The sequence below is a fragment of the Succiniclasticum ruminis DSM 9236 genome (genome assembly GCF_900112895.1).
GTDB lineage: Bacteria > Bacillota > Negativicutes > Acidaminococcales > Acidaminococcaceae > Succiniclasticum > Succiniclasticum ruminis.
Genome location: NZ_FONL01000002.1, coordinates 1 through 20691 on the forward strand (window position 1 = coordinate 1; position 20691 = coordinate 20691).

Genomic DNA, 20691 nt, shown 5'->3' on the forward strand with positions numbered 1-20691 from the left:
CACAGCTCCACTACGTTGCTGGGCTGGGACAAGGCTGTTGCTCCCAACTGGCGGGCCGGTGCGTATGCCGGTTACAGTAAAACGGGTTTTGCGGACAATACGGCAGGCAACGAGCTGAAAGACACACGCATTGGCCTGTACGCCGGTTACAACAAAGCCGGACGGGAAGGTCTGGTGTTCCTGAATTATGGCTGGATGCGCAACAAACTGCACAGGGGCGTTATGGGCATGACTGCCGGTGCGGATTATCACAGCCGCATTCTGGAACTGGGCGGCGAGTATCTGTACGACCTGCATGCGCGGAAGGATGTCCCCTGGCATGTCCGGCCTTATGTGAACATACAGCTGTCCAGGCTGTGGCAGAACGGTTACAGCGAAACGGGTGCCGGCGTATTCAACCAGGTCGTGGAGAGCAAGCACAACGATTATTTCGGCGCAGGGGCCGGGGTAGAGTTCAAACGCTACCTGGCCGGAGGAAATTATGCCGTCCGGGCCGGCATCCGTCACGCCTTTGCCGGCGCGGAACCGGGACTGCGATACAGTTATATGGGCGATCAGGCGAACAGCTACGATATGCGCAACGTGCAGGACAGAACGCACTTTGTTTTATCCATCGGCGGTGAGACGGAACTTGGCAAAGGCTGGAGCATCGGCGGCGATGCCGGCTTTGTGCGGGGCAGTCACGACAAAGACTGGTCCTGCTCTGTAACGGTAAGGCGCATGTGGTAAAACGATAAATAATAAACGTAAGAGGTATCGGATTTTGTCCGGTGCCTCTTTTTTTTAAACAAACTTTATGGTAAAATTATTGGAAAGATATCTTATAGCTGCCGGGTGGTTTGGCAGTTATAAGTTACGGAGGAGGCAGTTTTATGAAACCCAGATATTCTGCTATGCTGTTGGCGTTGTCTCTCGGCATTACGGCATCCGCGTTTGCGTCGACGCCTTATGACGATGTTCCGCTGGATCACTGGGCCTATGACGCGATTGAGACATTAACGGTTCACGGCGTCATCGACGGGTATCCGGACGGTACTTTCAGAGGGAATCAGCCGATTACCCGTTTTGAAATGGCCAAGATGATCCGTAACGCAGTGTTAAGTCAGGATGAGATCCATGACAAAGACAGAAAGCTGCTGGATAAATTAGCCAACGAATATAAAGAAGAACTGAAAGGATTTAACGTCCGTATCGTTGAATTAGAGCGCAGGGTCGGTAATATCCAGTGGAAAGGAAATATCCGCTACCGCTATATTAACGACCATACGTCCGATGGCGGCGGCGGTATGATGGCTCTCTTCGGCGGTGGAGACGGCGGTTCCCGCAAAAAATCTACGCTTCAGTATCTGACCGCTACATTGGAACCTGATATCAAAATTGCCAAAAACTGGACCGGCCATCTGCGTATGAATTACAATCTTGACCTGCAATCCGGCGGCAATTCTACCAATGACACGTTTGGCGGCGGTGGCGGCAACGATATCATGAGCATGTTCATGGGCGGCGGCGGAGGCCGCAAAGTGAAAGAATTTTACCTTGACCGCGCCTTCTTACACGGTGATTATAAGAATCTGCAAATCAATATTGGCAGACTTCCGTATACATCATTTGCTGACAGGGGACTGGTCGTGAATGACAACGTGACCGGCGCCCAGGTTGTGTATGGAACTAAGTATAAAGCCGCTTTAACTGCGGGCCGTGTCAATGCGGATCCTAATGGAACGAAAAACAGCGGTGGCTTCATGGCCATGTTCGGTGGCGGCGGCACTTCCCAGAAAACGCATTATTACGGTGTAGAAGTCTTTACAGCGCCGGGTAAGGCAACGTTTGGCGCGGGTTTCCACCGGTTCGGAAACAGGAATTTTGATGACGGCGGCGGTATGATGGCTCTCTTCGGCGGTGGCGGAACAGAGAAACAGCATGCCAACATCTATTCGGTCGGCGCAAGTTATCAGTTTGACAATATCTTCGGTCTGAATGCCGCGGCAGCATGGAACACCATGAAGGACATGGGTTATGACGGCTCCAAACGTTCCTGGCAGGTTGAAGCCACATTTGGTAAGGAAGATCAGAAGAAGGCGGGTAATGTAACCGGTTATGTTGCCTACAGACATTTGGGCAATTCCGTAAGCTGGCGGCCTGATTATGAAGTGATGAATTCCGGACAGAAGGGCTGGGATGTCGGTGTTAAATATGTAATTTACAAAGATATCGTAGCATCCCTCCGGTACTTCAGAGGCAAGTCGATTAAAGATAATACCGATGAAAATACCTTGTTCGGTGAAGTGTATTGTTACTTCTGATTTAATCCTTTGAGGTGAATCAAAGCCTTATGCTTTCGTGTTCAATCATATATTAAATTCAATAACACGCATACACATTAACAGATACATTATGTAAAAGATACCGGAACTGTTCCGGTATCTTTTTTTGCGTCCTGCACAGGCTACGCCTTGTGGAGCATACAATAAAATAGCGGTTTGTAACTTTTATGTAGATTTGCTATCATAAGTTAAATAATAGCATTGGAATATTTCATTCTTTTGACTTAGCCTGTCGGAAATATTCCTTTGCCTGTTATTTACCGATTTACAACGCGGTCTTACGCGTTGAGAGAGTTTCCCTGATACAGGTCTGTAGCGGGCACCTGTGTTACGGGTCTATTCTCCGGCAGCAGCTTTAAGCGGTTGTTGCTGCTTGTAATTGCCAGAGGAATAATTTTGGGAAGATTTCCTGACATTAATGAGGCACTGCGGCAATTACAACTCCTCTTGCAGGCACTCCGCCATTTTACGGCGGAGTGCTGTTGCGGGGAATTTTTCAGCAAAGATTTGCTGTCAGATATAGTTTTGTTTTGATCTTTGGTATTTAGCACGGAGGTAAAATTCTGCTGCTTGTTTTATCTCCTGCACTAAATATAATCTAAAAGAGGAGGAGTTATAATGGCTCAGTCCACAAAGTGTCTCATTTTGTTAGCCGTAATTGCCTTATTCTTCGTTACCGAAATCATTCCTTTGGCAGTTACCGCTATGGCCGGCTCTATTGCCTGCGGCCTGCTGGGATTTATCCCGGCTAAGCAGGTGTTCAGCGGCCTGTCCAACTCCACCGTTGTTCTGTTCGCCGGCATGTTCGTTGTAGGCGCTGCTATGTTCTACACCGGCCTGGCCCAGAAGATTGGTGAAACTGTAGTAAAACTCACCGGTACCGGTGAAAACAGCCTGATGATCGGCGTTATGCTGGTCGGCGCGGGGTTATCCTCCGTTCTGTCCAACACCGGTACGGCTGCCTGCTTACTGCCTGTAGTATTAGGCGTGTGCGCGGCAGCAAAGATTCCTGCTTCCACCGAGTTAATGCCTCTGGCTTTCGCCTGCGGCCTCGGCGGTATCATCACCCTGGTAGGTACGCCTCCTAACATCATCGCGTCCGGCGCTATGACCCAGGCCGGTTACCGCGCTTTCGGATTCTTCGAATTCGCGAAGATCGGTATCCCCCTGACCCTGGCAGGCCTGATTTACATGATGTTCATCGGCAAACACCTGCTCCCGAAACGGGTCATTTCAGAAGATACGGAAGTTGAACAGGAAATCGAAGCGAACGAAACCTCTTCCAGCAAGATGGTTGTTTCCGGCGTTATCCTGTTAGCCGTAGTTCTGACCATGGCTCTGGGTATCAAAGGCGTTACCCTGGAAATGGCAGCTATCACCGGCGCTATCGTTGCTGTACTGACCGGCTGCTTAACTGAAAAACAGGCCTATGCCTCCATCGACTGGGTAACCATTTTCCTGTTCGCTGGTATGATGCCTGTATCGTCCGCTATGGATAAAACCGGCGCCGGCAAGGTTATCGCTGAATGGGCAGTAAGCCTGATGGGCGGTTCCCCGTCCCCGATGATCGTGACCGCTGTGTTGTTTATCCTGTCCTGCGGCCTGACCCAGTTCATGTCCAACACTGCATCCGCAGCTCTGCTGTGCCCGATCGGTATCGCAATCTCCAAACAGCTGGGCGCTGATCCGGCAGCCGTTCTGATGGCTATCGCCGTTGCAGCATCCTGCGCATTTGCTACTCCGGTAGGCACGCCTCCGAACACCCTGGTATTAGGCCCCGGCGGATTCAAATTCATGGACTACGTAAAAGCAGGTACCGGTCTGGTACTCGTCTGCTTCGTTGTTTCTCTGATCCTGATCCCGATGTTCTGGCCTTTCTTCCCTGGCAAATAATTTGAAAATCAACAAAGCAGCGTAAATTAAATCAGGACGTCGCTTCGTAAGAAGCGCGTCCTGACTTTTTATTTGTGCGTTTATCTGTCTTACAAACCTTTCTTCTGAAGGCAGAGGTCGATAAAATCCTGCAGCGGTCGGCTGATATATATGTTTTTCAGAATGGCAAGCCGGATCATCAGCCTCATATTGATAGGGATGCACAGCAGATGGGAAATATCTTTTCCGGCGAAAATCTTGTCTGCCATCTGTTTCGTACAAAAGCAGGCTCCCTTTCCGGTCAGGCACAGATCCAGCAAAATCTCCGTGCTTTTGGAAATCAGGGCGACATGAGGTATGATATTGTGCTTTTCAAAAAACGAGTCTATCAGTATTCTGCTTTTACTGCCTGACTCCGATAACAGGAAGGGACAGGCGGCCAGCGGACTGAAATCTCCCCGGCCCATCTGTTGTTGTTTCTCCGGTGAAAGCAGTGCGATAGGAATATATAAATAGGGTTCTTCCTCTAAAAAGGGCATGGTCGTGATCAGCGGAATCTCTTCGGGGATGTTTGCGATGAAAAGCTCGATGCGCTTTTCCAGCAGCTGGTTCAAAAGGTCTTCATTGGTAGATTCCGTTATCCGGATACAGATGTTAGGATGCAGTGTACGGTATTCCTCGAGAAGATGCGGCAGCAGGTATCGGCCGCGCATGGGAGTGATACCGATACGAAGCTCTCCCCGGTCATCCATGGCAATGTCATGGAACTGTGTCTGCATGGAACGGTAAAGCCTGTCGAACCTGCCTGCGTAATCGTAAAAGACCTGCCCGGCATAGGTCAGCTGGAAGCAGGGTCTTCGCAGGAACAGTGTGCAGCCCAGTTCTTTTTCCAGCGCGTTCATATGTCCGCTGAGGGCCTGCTGGGTGATGTGCAGTTGCTCTGCCGCCCGGCTGATGCTCTTTTCATTTACCACTTTAAGGAAATATTGCATGGGAAGGATGTTCATAATACATTTTCACCCCTTTTGTTTCACTCCTGTACAGTTTTCTTCTTGTATAATATTTAATTTTTCAACAATTTGCAAGATGGTTTTATAAAACTTTTCCAGGAAATATACTTACAGAACGAAAGAGGGCGTTTGTTTTTCAGATAAAAAGAGAAACCGGCATCCGTTTTAGCGGGTGCCGGTTTTATATGTAAAGATTGTATCCGTAAAGAATTGCTGATTACAGTATTTTGAAGCCTGCCAGAGTTATTTACTTTCTGCTGCTTTCTTAAACGCAACGTTCGCTGCCGCTACAGTCTTTGCGAAATCTTCGTCGCTGTGAGCAAGGGAGATGAAATTGGTCTCAAACTGGGAAGGCGGCAGGTAGATGCCCTGTTCCAGCATGCTGTGGAAGTAGATGCGGAAAGCGTCCTGATCGCAGGCGGTGGCGTCCTCGTAGTTGGTGACTTCCTTCTCGGAGAAGAACACGGTGAACATGGAACCCAGGCGGGGAACCTGCACCGGAACGCCGGCTGCATCGGCAGCTGCTTTCAGCGCGTCTGTCAGTTCCGCATTCCGTTTTGTCAGGGTGGCGCAGACATCATTTTCTTTCATATACGTGAGAGCCGCGATACCGGCAGCCATGGCCAGAGGGTTGCCGGAAAGCGTGCCGGCCTGGTACATGGGGCCTACAGGGGAGACCCAGTTCATGATTTCCCGTTTGCCGCCGTACGCCGCCACCGGCAGACCGCCGCCGATGACTTTGCCCAGGCAGGTGATGTCCGGCTCGATGTGATATAAGGACTGGCTGCCGCCCTGGGCGGAGCGGAAACCGGACATGACTTCGTCAATGATCAGCAGGCTGCCGTATTTCTTTGTCAGCTCGCGGATGGCTTGTAAGTAACCGTCTTTCGGCAGTACCAGACCCATGTTGCCGGGGGTGGGCTCCATGATGACGGCGGCAATCTCTTTGCCTTTTTCCGAAAATACTTTCTCCAGCGCAGGCAGATCGTTGAAAGGAACGGAGAGGGTGGTCTCCGCCGTGCCTTTGGTCACGCCGGGGCTGTCGGGCACGCCGAAGGTGGTGGCGCCGGAACCGGCATGTACTAACAGGGCATCGCTGTGGCCGTGGTAGCAGCCAATGAATTTCACGATGCAGTCCCGTCCTGTATAAGCCCGGGCCAGACGGATGGCGGACATGGTAGCTTCTGTGCCGGAGTTAACCATGCGCACCATATCCATGGAGGGAACCAGTTCACAGACCAGTTTGGCCAGCGCTACTTCCGCGCCGGTAGGAGCGCCGAAGCTGGTGCCTTTGGCAGCCGCTTCCTGCACGGCTTCCGTAACGACCGGGTGGGCGTGGCCTAACAGCAGCGGGCCGTAGGATAAAACGTAATCAATGTATTCGTTGCCGTCCAGGTCGTATAGCTTGCTGCCTTCGCCTTTTGCAATGAAAGGAGGATTGCCTCCCACGCTGCGGAAGGAACGCACCGGGCTGTTGACGCCGCCGGGGATATACTGTTTGGCTTCCGCAAAGACGGAAGAAGATTTGGATAAGGTATTCATTCGCATTCACCTGCTTTTCCAATTTAACTCATATAACATTGACCGGAGCATTCGCAACCGGCCAATTTCATTTTTACTGATTCTCTTTATTGTTCTTTCAGCCACCGCGCCACATCTAAGGCGTGGTAAGTGATGATCATCTTGGCGCCGGCCCGTTTGAAGCTGAGCATGGTTTCCATGACGATGCGCTTTTCATCGATCCAGCCCCGTTCCGCTGCCGCTTTCACCATGGCATATTCGCCGCTGACGTTATACACGCAGAGAGGACGGTTAAAGGTTTCGTGGGCTCTTCTGGTAACGTCCTGATAAGCCAGGGCAGGTTTTACCATGACAATGTCCGCGCCTTCTTCAATATCCAGCGCGATTTCCCGCATGGCTTCGTCGCTGTTGCCCGGGTCCATCTGATATCCTTTGCGGTCGCCTTTGCCGGGAGCGGAATCCGCCGCGGCGCGGAAGGGTCCGTAATAGGCGGAAGCAAATTTGGCGCTGTAGGCCATAATGGCTGTGTTAGTGTAGCCCGCGTCGTCTAACGCTTTGCGCATGGTGGCTACGTACCCGTCCATCATGTTGGAGGGGGCGATGATATCCGCGCCGCACCGGGCCTGGCTGACAGCCAGCTTGGCCAGGTTGGGCAGGGTCTTGTCATTGTCCACGGAGGCGCAGTCCGGGGTCAGAATGCCGCAGTGACCGTGGGTGGTGTATTCACAGAAGCAGGCGTCGGTGATGACCACCATCTCCGGATATTTCGCTTTAATGGCTTTGCTGGCCCGCTGCACCGGTTCGTTGTCGTCCCAGGCGCTGCTGCCTTCTTCATCTTTGTAAGAGGGGAGGCCGAACAGCAGCACGGCGGGGATGCCAAGTTCCACTGCTTCGTCTACGGCTTCCATTACCCGGTCCACAGACCACTGGTAATTGTTTTTCAGGGTTTCAATTTCGTTCTTTACATTTTCGCCCGGTACCACAAACAGGGGGAAAATCAAATCTTTTACGCTGAGGCTCGTCTCCCGGATCAGGCTGCGCAGGTTTTCGGTAGCACGCAGGCGGCGGGGACGGTAAATGGGAAATCCGGTCATGATGTAAACACTTCCTTATCTGTAAAATTTATTCAACGCTTCCACCAGGCCATCGATGGTGTAGGTTTCGGCGCATACGGTCGGTTTCAGTCCGTTCTTCTCCATGGTTTTGGCTGTGATGGGGCCGATGGCGGCCAGGGTAACGTCTTTCAGCAGCTCTTTCTCGCTGTCCAGCGCTTTTAACAGGTTGGTCACGGTGGAGGAACTGGTGAAGGTGATGCAGTCTACCGCTTTATTCTTTAACGCGTCTACCAGTTCTTCCTTGTTTTCGCAGTCGCTGACGGTCTGATACACCGCAACCACATCCACGTCGGCGCCGGCCGCTTTTAAGGAGTCCGGCAGCACGTTGCGGGCTTCTTTGGCCCGGGCCAGCAGTACCTTGCTGCCTTTGTGAAGCTGGGGCAGCAGGGTGTCAACCAGGTCTTCCGCTTTGTAGGAGGCGGGGATCAGATCGGCTGTCAGTCCGTAGGCGTTCAGCATGTCAGCCGTTGCGGAGCCGATGGCCGCGATCTTGCAGTTGGCAAAGGCGCGGGCGTCCTTGCCGTTCTGCAGCAGCCGGTCAAAGAACAGGTCTACACCGTTGGCGCTGGTGAAGATGACCCAGTCATAGGAAGCCAGGTTTTTCTGTGCCGCATCCAGCGGCGCGAAGTCGTCCGGGTCCGTAATCCTGATGGCAGGCACTTCCATCACCCTGGCGCCTTCCATTTCCAGTTTTTCCGTCAGTACGGAAGCCTGGGCCCGTGCGCGCGTTACTACAAAAGTTTTTCCAAAGAGAGGTTTGGTCTCGAACCAGCTGAGGGAGTCCCGCAGTTTTACTACTTCGCCTACGATAAAGATGGCAGGCGGTTTCATGCCGGTGCGTACCACATCTTCATACGCGTTGCCCAGTGTGGTAACGAGGGTACGCTGTTCCGGGTGGGTGCCCCAGCGGATCAGGGCGGCAGGGGTATCGGCCGGCCGGCCGTTTTCGATTAATTTGGCCGCAATGTTCTTCAGGTTTTCCACGCCCATGAGGAAGACCAGCGTATCGACGCCGGTGGCCAGGCCTTTCCAGTTGATGCCGGATTTTTCCCGGGACGGGTCTTCGTGGCCGGTGATCACGGCGAAGCTGGCGGCTACCTTCCGGTGGGTAACCGGGATGCCGGCGTACTCCGGTACGGAGATGGCGCTGGTGATGCCCGGAACGAACTCAAAGGGGAGGTTGTTTTCTTTCAGCAGCAGGGCTTCTTCGCCGCCCCGGCCGAAGACGAAAGAGTCTCCGCCTTTCAGACGGGCTACGGTTTTGCCTTCCGCAGCCAACTTTACTAACAGTTTGGAAATGTCTTCCTGCTTCATCACATGGTTGCTGGAGGCTTTGCCTACGTAGATGCGTTCCGCTTCCGGGTTCACCCAGCTTAAAATGCGGGGGTCGGCCAGACGGTCATACACCACCACATCGCAGGCGGCCAGGCAGTCCCGGCCTTTTAAGGTCAGCAGGCCCGGGTCACCGGGGCCCGCGCCGATCAGATACACTTTACCGGTTTTGTTCATTGCAGTATTCCTTTCATAAAATTTCATCCAAAATCTCTTTGCCGCCGTTGTCCAGCATGCGCTTGCCCAGCGTCTGCCCCAACGCAACAGCGTTTGTTGCGTCGCCGTCGATTTCATCCCTGAGCAGGGTGGAGCCGTCCAGGGAGGCGATGATGGCGGTTACATGCATCTTTCCATTTTCAATAATATCCGCGTGTACGCCGATGGGTACCTGACAGCCGCCTTCCACCAATCCCAAAAAGGCGCGCTCCGCGTCGGTACAGCTTTTGGTAGCAGGGTGGTTCAGGAACTCCAGCATGGCCCGGACTTCTTTGTTATCGGTACGGCATTCGATGGCTAACGCGCCCTGGCCTACTGCGGGAATGCAAAAATCGCAGGGCAGGGTCTCTTTGATCCGGTCCCCGTAACCGAGACGGGTGAGGCCTGCCGCAGCTAAGATGATGGCGTCGTACTGGCCTTCATCCAGCTTGTGCAGGCGGGTGTCCACATTGCCCCGCAGGTCCCGGATATCCAGGTCGGGACGTTTTGCCAGCAGCTGTGCCTTACGCCGCAGGCTGGAAGTACCCAGCACCGCGCCCGCAGGCATCTCTGCAAAAGAATTGTACTTGTTGCTGACAAAAGCATCGCCCACAACAGCACGCTCCGTAATGGCGGTCAGGCAGAGACCGTCCGGCAGCTTTGTGGGCATATCCTTCAGGCTGTGGACGGCCAGGTCAACTTCACCGTCCAGCAGCGCGGTTTCGATTTCTTTGGTAAACAGTCCCTTGCCGCCGATCTTGGACAGGGGAACGTCCAGGATCTTGTCGCCTTTGGTGACGATCTTCTGCAGGCGGACTTCACAGTTGGGATATTCTTTTTCCAGACAGCTTTTGATGTAATTGCTCTGCCAGAGGGCCAGCAGGCTTTTCCTAGTTCCAATAGTTATAATTTGTTTCATCGTCAGGATTATCCTCGTCTTTGTCATCTAACATAAAAAAGCGGCTGATATCTGTTTTCACATGTTCTTCTTCTTCCGTGCCGGCGGCCTTGTTGATGTTGATCATGGGGTCCCGGAGGAACTTGTACATGAGCCGTTCGCTCATCACTTCAATCTTGTGCTGCTGTTCTTCCGTCAGTTCCGGCATCTTGCGCAGGGTCTTGGCCAGGATGCGCTCCCGCAGGAAGTCGAATTTGTCGTGGAGGCGTACCATGACGGGCCGCATGGAAAGATAACGCAGCCGTTCCTTCAGGGTTTCGATGTCTTCTTCAATCAGGAACCTCGCTGCTTCCGCGTCCTGGTTCCGCAGCTCTTTGTTGGTATCCACCACGTTCTTCAGGTCGTCGATGTTGTACAGGACCACTTTGTCCAGGTCCGTAACTTCCGGATCCACGTCACGGGGCACGGCGATATCAATGAGCACCAGGGGATTGGGCTTCACCCGTTCCTCCAGGGCCAGGGCCAGCTGGTCGTGATGGATGATGTAGTGGGTGGCTCCGGTGGAGGTGATGACGATGTCGGCGTTGATTACGTGATCGATAAAGTCATCAAACCGGATGACGGAACCGTTGAACTTGTCTGCCAGTTCCTTTGCGTGATCGTAGCTGCGGTTGGTGACGAAAATGGAAGGGGCGCCTTTGTCCATCAGATGCCGGGCGGTGAGTTCGCTCATCTTGCCGGCCCCGATGACCAGGATATCGGCGGCGCTCAGGTCGCCAACCACTTCGATGGCCAGGTCTACGGCAGCGGAAGAGACGCTGACGCTCCGGTAGGCAATCTGGGTCCGGGTGCGGATCTTCTTGCCTGAGGAGATGGCCTGGTTAAAGATCGTATTGAACATGACAGAAGTGGTGCCTGAGGTACGGGCCAGATGATAGGCGTCCTTTACCTGGCTCAGGATCTGTCCTTCGCCTACGATGAGGGAGTCCAGGCTGCTGGCCACCAGAAACAGATGACGGACGCAGTGGACACCGGTGAGGGTGTAAAAGTATTCTTTATTAAAGGCTTTGCCGGCAATGCGTTTCACCGCATTGTGCAGCGCTTCCATGCCGTCTTCCGGTTCCTGGGCCACCAGATAAAGCTCCGTGCGGTTGCAGGTGGAAAGCAGGACGGCTTCGGAAAAGTCATCGGACTCTTTCAGCAGCCGCAGCACGTGCTTGATCCGGCTGCGTGAAAAATTGAATTTTTCACGGATTTCCACAGGGGCGCTCTTATGGTTCAGCCCCAATACGATTAACTGCATCTAAAATGTTCTCCTTTGCCTGCTGCAGACGGCCTTGCTTGACCAGTTGCAGCAGCTGATTTGTGAGAGTATTTCTCCAGAATTCCTGTCTGGCCCGGGGACCCGGCAGGCGTTGTTTGACGGTTTCCCGCTGTTCATCCAGAAACGCGGCGAAGACGGCCATATCGTCGCCGTACTGTTGCCGCAGATCCTCCAGCAGCAGGTGGGTGAGGCGGGGGTTGCCTCCCGTTGCGGCGGAAAAATGCAGGCTGCCGTTGTCATAGGTTCCCGCTACGGTAAAGTTTCCCGCGTCCGGGTCATCCGCAACGTTCAGCAGGCAGTGGTTTTCCTTCGCTTCCCTTACGACCGCTGCGTTGACATTGCGGTTGTCTGTGGCCGCTATGACCAGGAACGCGTGTCTGATATCGCCTGTTTCGTAATCACGCCGGCACAGGGTCAAAGCAGGAAATGTACTCTGTAATGCTGCGATTTCAGGAAGAATTTCCGGCGCGATGACGGTGACCGCGGCTCCGGCTTCCAGCAGGGATTTTGTTTTGCGCAGCGCCACGCTGCCTCCGCCTACCACAACGCAGCGGCGGTTTTCCATATTCAGCTGTACTGTGTAACGAAACTGATTGTACGCCATACACACTCCGGTCAGATTATACTTCTTCCGCTTTGTCCTAATTTCCGCTTTGTTATAAAAGCAAAACAGAATTGAACTTAAAAAATGTATGTATTCTGTATATAGAAATAGTCATTATATTTTACCACAAAACTTATATTATTGTTACCTGTTTTTGAGCATTTCTTCATAATTTTATAAGGATTTTTTGTGAAATCATTTAAAACAACCGTTCAAACTCATTTCTTAACAAATAACCCGGCGGTGTGTTATAATATAATGAAATGCGGATTATTCATTTCTGTACCTTACTCTCACGCAATATGACTCTCACACAAGCGCGTTTAATCCGTGTTTTCAGTAATAATTACATTTCGGAAAGGACCCAAAATCATGAACATTATTTTCAAACGTAAGAGCGTGCGCACGTATCTGGATATTGACGTGGATGATGTAACAGTGGAGCAGATCATCCGGGCAGGCATGGCGGCTCCTTCCGCCAAGAATCAGCGGCCCTGGGAGTTTTATGTGGTGCGCAATAAGGAAACGCTGGCCAAACTGGCAACCTGTACTCCTTACGCAAGGCCTGTGGCAAATGCTCCTGTAGCCATCGTGGCCTGCTACCGTACCAAGGGTATTTTTGAACCGATGATGACCCTGCTGGATATGAGCTGCTGCTGCGAGAACATGCTGATCCAGGCTGCGGCTTTGGAGATGGGCTCGGTGTGGCTTTCTTTCGCGCCCCATCCGGAACGGCAGGAACCGGCCAAAAAGGTCCTGAACCTGCCGGAAGATCTGGAAGTGTTCGCTGTCCTGCCGGTTGGCTATCCCCAGGGACAGGGCAAGATCATTGACCGTTTTGATCCGGCCCGCATCCACTGGGAAGAGTAAGAAGGCTGCGTGTCTGCCGGTTCACTCACAGAGTAAGCGGCTCTGAGTCTGCCATTTTTAAGACACAAGACGGTGTTATAATTCATATCACAGGAAACAATATGGTATGATGGGAGGTAACCTGTATGAAAAAGAAGATTGCTCTCGCGGTTCTGGCTGCGTCCGTCCTTTTCTCCGCATCCGCTTTCGCGTCGGAGAACGTTCTTGCTCCTTCACCGGTGGGACAGCAGCAGCTGGTTCCTTACGGCGCTGTCAGTAAGGACGGCTATTTTAAAGGCATCCGCCTGGCCGGCAAGGTGAAAGTTGTAAAGAACTTCGGCGATATCAAAGTGCAGGTTGTAAAGAATTTTCCTGACCTGAAAGTGAAAAAGGTATCCAATTTCCCCAACAAGATCGGTGAATGGCAGTTTGTGGAGAATTTCCCTGACTTCACCGTCCAGTTTGTTGACAACTTCCCGGATATCAAAATCCAGTATGTGGATAATTTCCCCGGTGTGCCGTGATAAAGGCCTGAATAATGAACAGTAAGATTTTTAATTTTCATTCTTGCAGATATTTGTTTATAGCGGCTGCATTTGTTGCCGTACACAGCGCGCAGGTGTGGGCTGCTCCTAACGTGCAGGCGGATTCCGCGATCCTGATCAATGCCCGGAACGGCGCTGTGATTTATGAAAAGAATGCGGACACCCGCCGTTCTCCCGCCAGTCTGACCAAGGTGATGACCTGCATCCTGGGCCTGGAAGAAAAAGGCACGGACTCCATCTTCAATATCAGCATGGCTGCTGCCGCTACGGAATACTCGGACCTGGGTATGAAGGGCGGGGAAAAGATAATTTCCGGCGAACTGATGCGGGGCATGATGATGGAGTCTGACAATGGCGCCGCAGTAGTGGTAGCGCAGAATGTCTCAGGCAATATCCTGAAGTTTGCGGACCTCATGAACGCAAAAGCGAAAGAGCTGGGCTGCCGGAAGACCCATTTCAGCAATCCCCACGGGCTGACGGCGAAGTGGCATTACACCACCGCAAGGGATATGGCGAAGATTGCGGCCTATGCCATGAAGAATCCTGATTTCCGGGATATCGTCAGCACTAAGAGTTCGGTCATACACTGGGCATCTCCTTCAAACAAAACATATAAGGCGGATAACACCAACCGGCTGCTTGGTTTCTATAGCGGCGCCAACGGGATCAAGACCGGCTGGACCAGCGCTGCAAAAGGCTGTCTGGCTGCCGCGGCGAAACGTGATGATATCGAACTGATTGCCATTGTACTGAAATCGCCTGACGGGAACTCCCGTTTTGCGGATGCCAGATCGATGCTTGATTACGGTTTTTCCGTAGGCGGGAAGGGCAGAATCGTTGTTGAGAAAGCAGCGAAACCGGCTTCCCAGCGTGTCCCGTCAGTAAAGAAACCAGGGGCTTCGTCCGCGCCTTCCGTATCGAATAAGCCAACAGCGACAAATCAGCCGGTAACAGCGGCGCCTTCCACAACAAACCGGCCCGCTTCCGCAACGGTTCCTGTCGCAACAAATAAGCCGGCGACAGCAAAACCCGCTGTTGTTTCCGGGAAACCGGTACGGATGCCCATAGTACGGAGACCTGGCGCGTAATCCCATTAGAGGTTTAAAGCATGGATAACCAGCAGATTGCCCGTTCCATTCTCGCTGCAGTCGGGCCTGAAAACATAACAGAGGCCTATAACTGTATGACGCGGCTCCGGTTGCGTGTCAGCGCTGTGACCGTGACGAAAGAACAACTGAAAAAGATTGCCGGCGTGAAAGGCGTGATTCTGAACGACGGGGAGATTCATGTAGTTCTGGGCCCCGGCAAAGCGGAAAACGTGGCAAAGGAATGCAAACGGCTGTTGGCAGAGCAGGAGAAGACAAAAGCTGCGGCCCAAACAGTTGGCGCAGAGCCTGCCGCTCTTTCTGCCAGTCATTCTGTCTCTGAAAATCCAAAACCGGCTCCTGCAGAAATACAGAAACCGGAGAACAAAATCGGCGACGGCAAAGCGCTGCATGCCGAAATCAAAAAGAGAAACAGCCGGTCTGTTTTGAAACGCATGCTGCAGCGGGTGGGGCATATCTTTATTCCGCTGATCCCTGCTTTCATCGGCTGTGGTCTGCTTACCGGACTTGTCAGCCTGTTGCTGAAGATCAGTCCTGAGCTGGCAGGCAATTCCTATATACAGTATCTGAAACTGGCGGGCGGTTCCATTTTTACGGTGCTGAATGCTTTTATCGGGTTGTACGCCTGCAAGGAATTTGGCGGCACCCCGGCTTTAGGCGGCGCCATGGCGGCGCTGCTGACTGCTCCCGGTCTGGCGGATATTACCTTTATGGGAAGTCCGCTGATTCCCGGACGGGGAGGCATCTTTGCTTCTCTGCTGGTTGGCGCGGCCACGGCCCTGATTGAAACAAGGCTGCGCAAACGCATTCCCGAATCTCTCAGTCTGTTCCTGACGCCGCTGGTTACGATTACAGTGGTTGCCCTGGCCGGCCTTTTCGTTTTTCAGCCTCTGGGAGGCGTCCTGTCAGATGTGCTTAGTTATTATACAGTACATTCGATCCAGACAGGTGGGGCGGTCACCGGTTTTGTCATCGGCGGTCTCTTCCTTCCCATCGTCATGGTGGGGGTGCATCACGGACTGACCCCGATCCATGCGGATATGCTGGCCTCCATGGGCATGACGATTCTGTTGCCCATCGCGGCTATGGCTGGCTGCGGGCAGGTAGGGGCATCCTTTGCCGTATATCTGAAGAGTAAAAATAAAATGCTGCGGCGCACCATTTTAAGTTCGCTTCCCGTTGGCATGCTGGGTATCGGTGAACCTTTGATCTACGGGGTTACCCTGCCGCTGGGCAAGCCTTTTGTCTGTGCCTGTATCGGCGGCGCTTTCGGTGGCGCCTGGCAGGCGTATCACGGCATCGGTTCCTATGCCCTTGGGATTTCCGGCATCCCCCTGGCAGCCGCTACCAATCATGTACTGTTGTATTTGATTGGCGTTTTGATTGCTTATCTTGCGGGTTTTGCCGCAACCTGGGTGGCAGGCTTTGAGGATCCGCCGGAAGAAGAAAAGTAAAACGAACAAAGCCCTTACGCAATTTGCGTAAGGGCTTTACTTTTATTTAAGCGTTAATTAAAACAGAAAGATTAGCAGGGCCGGGTAAGGCTTTACTGTGCTTCTTCCTCATTAACAATGAACCCGATCCGGCGGTTTGCCGCTTCCTGCTTCTCGTCATCCTCCGGCAGCTCACCGTCCTGGGGCGGTTTCTTTAAAGTGATCAGGCACAGGGTGAACTGGGAGATGTGCTGGATCATCTTCAGGGCTTCCCCGGTGTTGGGGTCGAAGCCGTAAAGCACAATAAGATCCGGGTTCCAGTATCCCAGCCGTTTGATGATGATGGGGCGGTTGGAGAAAGAGGCCAGGCTCATGGCAGCCACTTCGTCCGGGGCCAGGCTTTTTTCAAAGTTGCGGATCAGCTTATTGATCCGTTCGCACATATTGGCAGCCGCGTTTTTACTGATAACGGGATTGTTCATGGCAGGTCCTCCTGTATTTGTATGATTGTCAATATAATTATAGCATGAAAGAACGTAATTAAAAATGTATACATGTATACTTTGCCCTGAAATATAGATTAGTTTTCGTAAAAGTGGTAAAATACCTTTAAATTTAAAAGAAATGAGGGGTAAACGTATGAATCTTTCTGTCCAAATTTTAATCGCGTTAGTGTTGTCTGTATGCGCAGGCCTGGCTCTCGGGCCGGACGGGCTGCCGTTTGTTAACAAATGGATTGCGCCTGTTGGTACTATCTTCATCAACTTCATCAAGATGATGATCGTGCCTGTCGTAACCTGCTCGCTGATCGTAGGCGTCACCAGCCTGGGCGGCGACAGCAAAAAGCTGGGCCGTATCAGCGCCAAGACCATCTGCCTGTATCTGATTACCACCGCCGTGGCCATTGTTCTCGGTTTTGCCGTGGCCGGCATCATCCAACCCGGCGTAGGCCTGGATATTGCCGGAAAGGTTGCGCCTAAGGTGAAAGAAGCGCCGACCTTTATGCAGGTTCTGGTGAACATGGTGCCTACCAACCCGATTGACGCCATGGCTAAAGGCCAGATTCTGCCTGTCATCGTTTTTGCGTTGCTTGTAGGTATCGGCATCACTCAGTTGGATGAAAAGCGTTCCCGTTTCCTGATGGATTTATATGATGCGGGCGCGGAAGTATGCTACAAGATCATCGCCATGGTTATGAAGTTCGCTCCCATCGGCGTGTTTGCGCTGTTGCTGCCGGTTGTCTGCAAAAACGGCCCCAAGGTGCTGCTCCCGCTGTTAAGCGTAATTCTGGCTGTTGCCATCGGCTGTGCCCTGCAGTGCATCCTTGTTTATTCCACGCTGGCTTCTACAATGGGCGGCGTGAACCCGGTGAAGTTCTTCCGCGGCATGTCCGAAGCCATGATGCTGGCTTTCACCACCTGTTCCTCCGCGGCGGCTCTGCCCGTTAACATGAAGAACTGCCAGGAAAAACTGGGGCTGTCCCGTGAAGTGACTTCTTTCGTACTGCCGCTGGGCTGCACCATCAACATGGACGGCACGGCGCTGTACATGGGCGTTTGCTCTCTGTTCGTGGCTAACGCTTTCGGCGTGAACCTGACTTCTTCCGATATGATCATGATCGTCTTCACCGGTACCCTGGCTTCCATCGGTACCGCCGGCGTTCCCGGCGCAGGCCTCATCATGCTGGCTATGGTGCTGCAGGCAGTTCAGCTGCCTATGGAAGGCCTGGCCCTGGTTGCCGGTATCGACCGTGTGCTGGATATGTTCCGTACCTGCGTTAATATCACCGGTGACGGCGCTGTCTGCTGCGTAGTAGATAAGAGCGAACGGAAAAACGCGGCGTAATTGCGGTCAATCATTCTGAATCATAGAATCATAATTTATAATAAATGAATGGGGCGGCGCCTAAAAAACGCCGCCCTAAAATTTTACTGTTTTATATATTTGCATTTTACGTTGGATGTGGTACAATACAAAAATGAGCAACCAACTTTAAAGGAATAAGGAGAGAGAAGTATCCATGCGTATTATTTATAAAACAAATACAACATACAGTGCGGCGGAATTCGGCAAGATGAATCTCGAGATTCAGAAGCACGACAGCAAGTTCAGAAAAGCGCAGTATATTATTGCGGCTATTATTGCGGTGATCATTGCCATCTGCCTGTACAATGCCTGGTATATTGCGGCAGCAGCCATGGTAGCGGTGGGCTTTGCGGTCTTCTTATATATAATTCCCCATAATGTACGCAAACAGGCGGAAAAAGAATTTGGCAAGAGCCGTCTGGAAGGTACGCCCAGCAATATGACGTTCTATCTGGATCATTATGAAGAGGTGAACAAGATGGGCCGTTCTGCCTATAAGTACGTACAGTTGCGCCACATTTATGAAACGCCTACCAATTTTTACCTGATGCTGAACGACAAACAGGGCGCCATTGTGGAAAAAGCCAACTGCAAACCGGAACTGATAAAGTTCATCGGTAAGATTAAGGCACAATATAAGCTGTAAGAGTTAAGAGCAACACCCTCTGTCGGCAAATATGACAGAGGGTGTTTTTATCAGAAAAAGAGGGGATGGAAGATGAAAAAACGGTTGACAGCCCTGGTAATATCATTCCTGTTGGGGCTGCTGTTATTCCATTTCCGGATTCCTATCCCGTTCATGCTGAGCGGAATCATTTCCGCCTCGGTATTGAAATTCTTCATCTGGACGGATATGCGCTGGCCTCTGTTGTGGCGCAATCTGGGACTGCTGGCTGCCGGTTATGGCATCGGCCGGAGCTTTACCCATGAAACACTGGTTCAGATGTCCCAGCATGTTTTGGGTGTCTTTGGGGCTTCCTTTGTGGCCATTGGCATATCGCTGCTGGTGGCCTGGTTCACATATAAACATACCTTTGCCAATCTGCTGAGCTGCATTATGGGCATGCTGCCCGGCGGGCTGAACCAGATGATGCTGCTGGCGGACGAAGATCCCCGGGTGGATGCCAATGTAGTCGTTATGCAGCAAACCATCCGTCTGTTCGGGGTAGTTATCTCCGTTCCTTTTCTGGTGATCCACCTTCTGGGTGCTACAGTAGTTCCTCAGGGGCTGCTGGCGCCTGTGGGGGATAATACGGGACTAACCTGGCTGATTCTGATTCCTGTGGCCGGGTTCGGCTTTGTGGCTGCCAAAAAGCTGAAAGTTCCTACGGCGGCTTTGATTGGTCCGATTATAGCCACGGCGGCTTTTTCCATTATTTGTAACGTACATCTGCAAAAGCCGCCGCCCATCCTCATGAACCTGGCTCAGATGAACATTGGCCTGTACATGGGGTGCATGCTGGACAAGGAACGGCTTTACAGGACAAGGGTGCTGCTGCCTTATGCCATCATTGGGACCCTTCTGATTATCGGCGGAAGCATTGCAGTGGCGGAAATACTGATACGCTATTACGGAATCCCCATTGTGACAGCGTTTCTGGCCATGGCTCCCGGCGGTATGACGGAGATGTGCCTTGCCGGCATGAGCATGGGGGCCGATGTGTCCATTATACTGACGTACCAGATTGTGCGCCTCCTGATGATGAACCTGACGGTTCCGTTTTGTTTAAACAGGTATTTTGATGAGAATTATAAAGGGTAGGGAACCCATTAAAAAAACGCAACGTTCTGTAGATGTAAGAATCAGCAGTGAACGTTGCGTTTTTTGTTTATTAAGCTTTTAGGAAACCTGAACTACTCTTGAAAGCGTAAGAACTGAAAACAAACAATAAAACTATTCTCTCCAGGCGCAGTGTTTCAGGGCGCCTGACCACTGGTTCATCCGGAAAGAACCCCGGAGGGCGGCGTAGATAAAGTTTTCAGCCGTTTCCAGGGCCTCTGTGATAGCCATGCCTTTTGCCAGGCAGGCGGTGACGGCAGCAGAGAAGGTGCAGCCTGCTCCATGGTTATAGGAGTTGGGAACCTTCGGATGACGTTTTTCCGTAAAGGTTTTGCCGTCATAGACCAGTTCTACCGCATCGTTTCCGGGCAGGCGGTCGCCGGCTTTCATAATTACATTTTTGCAGCCTTTCTCATGGATTACAGCGGCTGCCTGTTTCATTTCATCAACGTTAGTTATGGCAGGCATATCTGCCAGGTAGGCGGCTTCCAGCAGGTTAGGCGTCATGACCAGCGCCCGCTTTACCAGCAGTTCTTTAATCGCTGCCGCAGCTTCCGGCACCATGATGGTATCGATGCCTTTGCAGACCATGACCGGGTCGATGACTATATTTTTCAATTCATATTTGTCGATGGTGGCGGCAATCAGCTCTACCAGATCGGCGCTGCCCAGCATACCGGTCTTCATGGCGTCGCAGCCGATGCCCTGCAGGATTGTGACCAGCTGTTTTTCGATGACAGCGGTTTCAATAGGATAAATCTCGTGGGCCCAGTCCGCGTTGGGATTTTGGGCTACGATGCAGGTGAGGGCGGTCATCCCGTACACGCCCAGCTCCTGAAAGGTTTTCAGATCAGCCTCCATACCGGCGCCGCCGCTGGTATCCGACCCGGCGATGGTCATTGCTTTAAACATGGTAA

The 20691-nt window shown here is 52.3% G+C and carries 19 protein-coding genes; 10 read left to right on the top strand and 9 right to left on the bottom strand.

From position 1 onward, the window contains the following. From BM159_RS01980 to BM159_RS01990, 3 genes are all read left to right on the top strand, one after another. On the top strand, window positions 1–729 hold a 729-nt coding region (locus BM159_RS01980; RefSeq protein WP_143089377.1), incomplete at its 5' end, for an autotransporter outer membrane beta-barrel domain-containing protein. Between the two features lie 143 nt (window positions 730–872). Next, the gene (locus BM159_RS01985; protein ID WP_093912595.1) at window positions 873–2303 is read left to right on the top strand and encodes an S-layer homology domain-containing protein; all 1431 of its coding nucleotides are present in this window, start codon (window positions 873–875) and stop codon (window positions 2301–2303) included. A 639-nt stretch (window positions 2304–2942) separates the two neighbouring features. Further along, the gene (locus BM159_RS01990) at window positions 2943–4217 is read left to right on the top strand and encodes an SLC13 family permease (RefSeq protein ID WP_093912596.1); all 1275 of its coding nucleotides are present in this window, start codon (window positions 2943–2945) and stop codon (window positions 4215–4217) included. Window positions 4218–4306: 89 nt separating this feature from the next. Here BM159_RS01990 and BM159_RS01995 read toward each other — a convergent pair whose 3' ends face one another. The 7 genes from BM159_RS01995 to BM159_RS02025 form a co-directional block, all read right to left on the bottom strand. Then, complete coding sequence (locus BM159_RS01995) at window positions 4307–5203, bottom strand: LysR family transcriptional regulator (protein ID WP_093912597.1); 897 nt, start codon at window positions 5201–5203, stop codon at window positions 4307–4309. 246 nt (window positions 5204–5449) lie between these two features. Then, the gene (gene hemL, locus BM159_RS02000; protein ID WP_093912598.1) at window positions 5450–6748 is read right to left on the bottom strand and encodes a glutamate-1-semialdehyde 2,1-aminomutase; all 1299 of its coding nucleotides are present in this window, start codon (window positions 6746–6748) and stop codon (window positions 5450–5452) included. Between the two features lie 86 nt (window positions 6749–6834). Then, window positions 6835–7821: a porphobilinogen synthase gene (gene hemB / locus BM159_RS02005; RefSeq protein ID WP_093912599.1), complete on the bottom strand. Its 987-nt coding sequence runs from the start codon at window positions 7819–7821 to the stop codon at window positions 6835–6837. Window positions 7822–7836: 15 nt separating this feature from the next. Beyond that, window positions 7837–9378, bottom strand: a complete 1542-nt coding sequence (gene cobA, locus BM159_RS02010; protein WP_245763614.1) for a uroporphyrinogen-III C-methyltransferase — start codon at window positions 9376–9378, stop codon at window positions 7837–7839. Continuing rightward, on the bottom strand, window positions 9365–10288 hold the full coding sequence (hemC, locus tag BM159_RS02015) for a hydroxymethylbilane synthase (protein ID WP_093912600.1): 924 nt from the start codon (window positions 10286–10288) through the stop codon (window positions 9365–9367). Before hemC ends, cobA begins: the two co-directional genes overlap by 14 nt. Further along, window positions 10260–11570 carry a glutamyl-tRNA reductase gene (gene hemA / locus BM159_RS02020; RefSeq protein WP_093912601.1) on the bottom strand — a complete coding sequence of 437 codons (1311 nt, stop codon included), beginning with the start codon at window positions 11568–11570 and terminating at the stop codon, window positions 10260–10262. Before hemA ends, hemC begins: the two co-directional genes overlap by 29 nt. Further along, window positions 11539–12195: a precorrin-2 dehydrogenase/sirohydrochlorin ferrochelatase family protein gene (locus BM159_RS02025; RefSeq protein ID WP_093912602.1), complete on the bottom strand. Its 657-nt coding sequence runs from the start codon at window positions 12193–12195 to the stop codon at window positions 11539–11541. Before BM159_RS02025 ends, hemA begins: the two co-directional genes overlap by 32 nt. A gap of 372 nt (window positions 12196–12567) precedes the next feature. On the opposite strand from BM159_RS02025, the gene BM159_RS02030 reads away from it, so the two are divergent. The 4 genes from BM159_RS02030 to BM159_RS02045 all read left to right on the top strand — a co-directional run bounded on the left by BM159_RS02030 (window position 12568) and on the right by BM159_RS02045 (window position 16149). Then, the gene (locus tag BM159_RS02030; protein WP_093912603.1) at window positions 12568–13065 is read left to right on the top strand and encodes a nitroreductase family protein; all 498 of its coding nucleotides are present in this window, start codon (window positions 12568–12570) and stop codon (window positions 13063–13065) included. 125 nt (window positions 13066–13190) lie between these two features. Further along, on the top strand, window positions 13191–13568 hold the full coding sequence (locus tag BM159_RS02035) for a 7(1) septoil knot domain-containing protein (RefSeq protein WP_218149479.1): 378 nt from the start codon (window positions 13191–13193) through the stop codon (window positions 13566–13568). A 53-nt stretch (window positions 13569–13621) separates the two neighbouring features. Then, window positions 13622–14677, top strand: a complete 1056-nt coding sequence (locus tag BM159_RS02040; RefSeq protein WP_218149480.1) for a D-alanyl-D-alanine carboxypeptidase family protein — start codon at window positions 13622–13624, stop codon at window positions 14675–14677. Between the two features lie 20 nt (window positions 14678–14697). Then, window positions 14698–16149 (top strand): PTS transporter subunit EIIC, encoded by a 1452-nt coding sequence (locus BM159_RS02045; protein ID WP_093912605.1) that lies wholly within the window; start codon window positions 14698–14700, stop codon window positions 16147–16149. A 92-nt stretch (window positions 16150–16241) separates the two neighbouring features. Here the strand turns inward: BM159_RS02045 and BM159_RS02050 are convergent, their stop codons facing one another. Then, a complete protein-coding gene (locus tag BM159_RS02050; protein WP_093912606.1) occupies window positions 16242–16610 on the bottom strand; it encodes a hypothetical protein in 369 nt (122 codons plus the stop codon). Between the two features lie 157 nt (window positions 16611–16767). On the opposite strand from BM159_RS02050, the gene BM159_RS02055 reads away from it, so the two are divergent. The 3 genes from BM159_RS02055 to BM159_RS02065 all read left to right on the top strand — a co-directional run bounded on the left by BM159_RS02055 (window position 16768) and on the right by BM159_RS02065 (window position 19756). After that, the gene (locus tag BM159_RS02055) at window positions 16768–17973 is read left to right on the top strand and encodes a dicarboxylate/amino acid:cation symporter (RefSeq protein WP_093912607.1); all 1206 of its coding nucleotides are present in this window, start codon (window positions 16768–16770) and stop codon (window positions 17971–17973) included. 175 nt (window positions 17974–18148) lie between these two features. Continuing rightward, entirely contained in the window at window positions 18149–18640 is a 492-nt protein-coding gene (locus BM159_RS02060) for a YcxB family protein (RefSeq protein WP_093912608.1), read from the top strand. 72 nt (window positions 18641–18712) lie between these two features. Then, window positions 18713–19756, top strand: coding sequence for an AbrB family transcriptional regulator (locus BM159_RS02065; protein ID WP_093912609.1), 1044 nt, complete (start codon window positions 18713–18715; stop codon window positions 19754–19756). Window positions 19757–19888: 132 nt separating this feature from the next. On the opposite strand, the gene thiD is transcribed toward BM159_RS02065, so the two are convergent. After that, the gene (thiD, locus tag BM159_RS02070; RefSeq protein ID WP_093912610.1) at window positions 19889–20686 is read right to left on the bottom strand and encodes a bifunctional hydroxymethylpyrimidine kinase/phosphomethylpyrimidine kinase; all 798 of its coding nucleotides are present in this window, start codon (window positions 20684–20686) and stop codon (window positions 19889–19891) included. Window positions 20687–20691 lie beyond the last annotated feature (5 nt).

Bases quoted from the DNA above. Each gene is read 5' to 3' on its own strand.
- BM159_RS02025 (WP_093912602.1), bottom strand. From the start codon at position 12,195: ATGGCGTACAATCAGTTTCGTTACACAGTACAGCTGAATATGGAAAAC.
- BM159_RS02030 (WP_093912603.1), top strand. From the start codon at position 12,568: ATGAACATTATTTTCAAACGTAAGAGCGTGCGCACGTATCTGGATATT.
- hemA (WP_093912601.1), bottom strand. From the start codon at position 11,570: ATGCAGTTAATCGTATTGGGGCTGAACCATAAGAGCGCCCCTGTGGAA.
- BM159_RS02055 (WP_093912607.1), top strand. From the start codon at position 16,768: ATGAATCTTTCTGTCCAAATTTTAATCGCGTTAGTGTTGTCTGTATGC.
- cobA (WP_245763614.1), bottom strand. From the start codon at position 9,378: ATGAAATTTTATGAAAGGAATACTGCAATGAACAAAACCGGTAAAGTG.
- BM159_RS02045 (WP_093912605.1), top strand. From the start codon at position 14,698: ATGGATAACCAGCAGATTGCCCGTTCCATTCTCGCTGCAGTCGGGCCT.
- thiD (WP_093912610.1), bottom strand. From the start codon at position 20,686: ATGTTTAAAGCAATGACCATCGCCGGGTCGGATACCAGCGGCGGCGCC.
- hemB (WP_093912599.1), bottom strand. From the start codon at position 7,821: ATGACCGGATTTCCCATTTACCGTCCCCGCCGCCTGCGTGCTACCGAA.
- BM159_RS02060 (WP_093912608.1), top strand. From the start codon at position 18,149: ATGCGTATTATTTATAAAACAAATACAACATACAGTGCGGCGGAATTC.
- BM159_RS01990 (WP_093912596.1), top strand. From the start codon at position 2,943: ATGGCTCAGTCCACAAAGTGTCTCATTTTGTTAGCCGTAATTGCCTTA.
- hemC (WP_093912600.1), bottom strand. From the start codon at position 10,288: ATGAAACAAATTATAACTATTGGAACTAGGAAAAGCCTGCTGGCCCTC.
- BM159_RS02035 (WP_218149479.1), top strand. From the start codon at position 13,191: ATGAAAAAGAAGATTGCTCTCGCGGTTCTGGCTGCGTCCGTCCTTTTC.
- BM159_RS01995 (WP_093912597.1), bottom strand. From the start codon at position 5,203: ATGAACATCCTTCCCATGCAATATTTCCTTAAAGTGGTAAATGAAAAG.
- BM159_RS01985 (WP_093912595.1), top strand. From the start codon at position 873: ATGAAACCCAGATATTCTGCTATGCTGTTGGCGTTGTCTCTCGGCATT.
- BM159_RS02065 (WP_093912609.1), top strand. From the start codon at position 18,713: ATGAAAAAACGGTTGACAGCCCTGGTAATATCATTCCTGTTGGGGCTG.
- BM159_RS02050 (WP_093912606.1), bottom strand. From the start codon at position 16,610: ATGAACAATCCCGTTATCAGTAAAAACGCGGCTGCCAATATGTGCGAA.
- hemL (WP_093912598.1), bottom strand. From the start codon at position 6,748: ATGAATACCTTATCCAAATCTTCTTCCGTCTTTGCGGAAGCCAAACAG.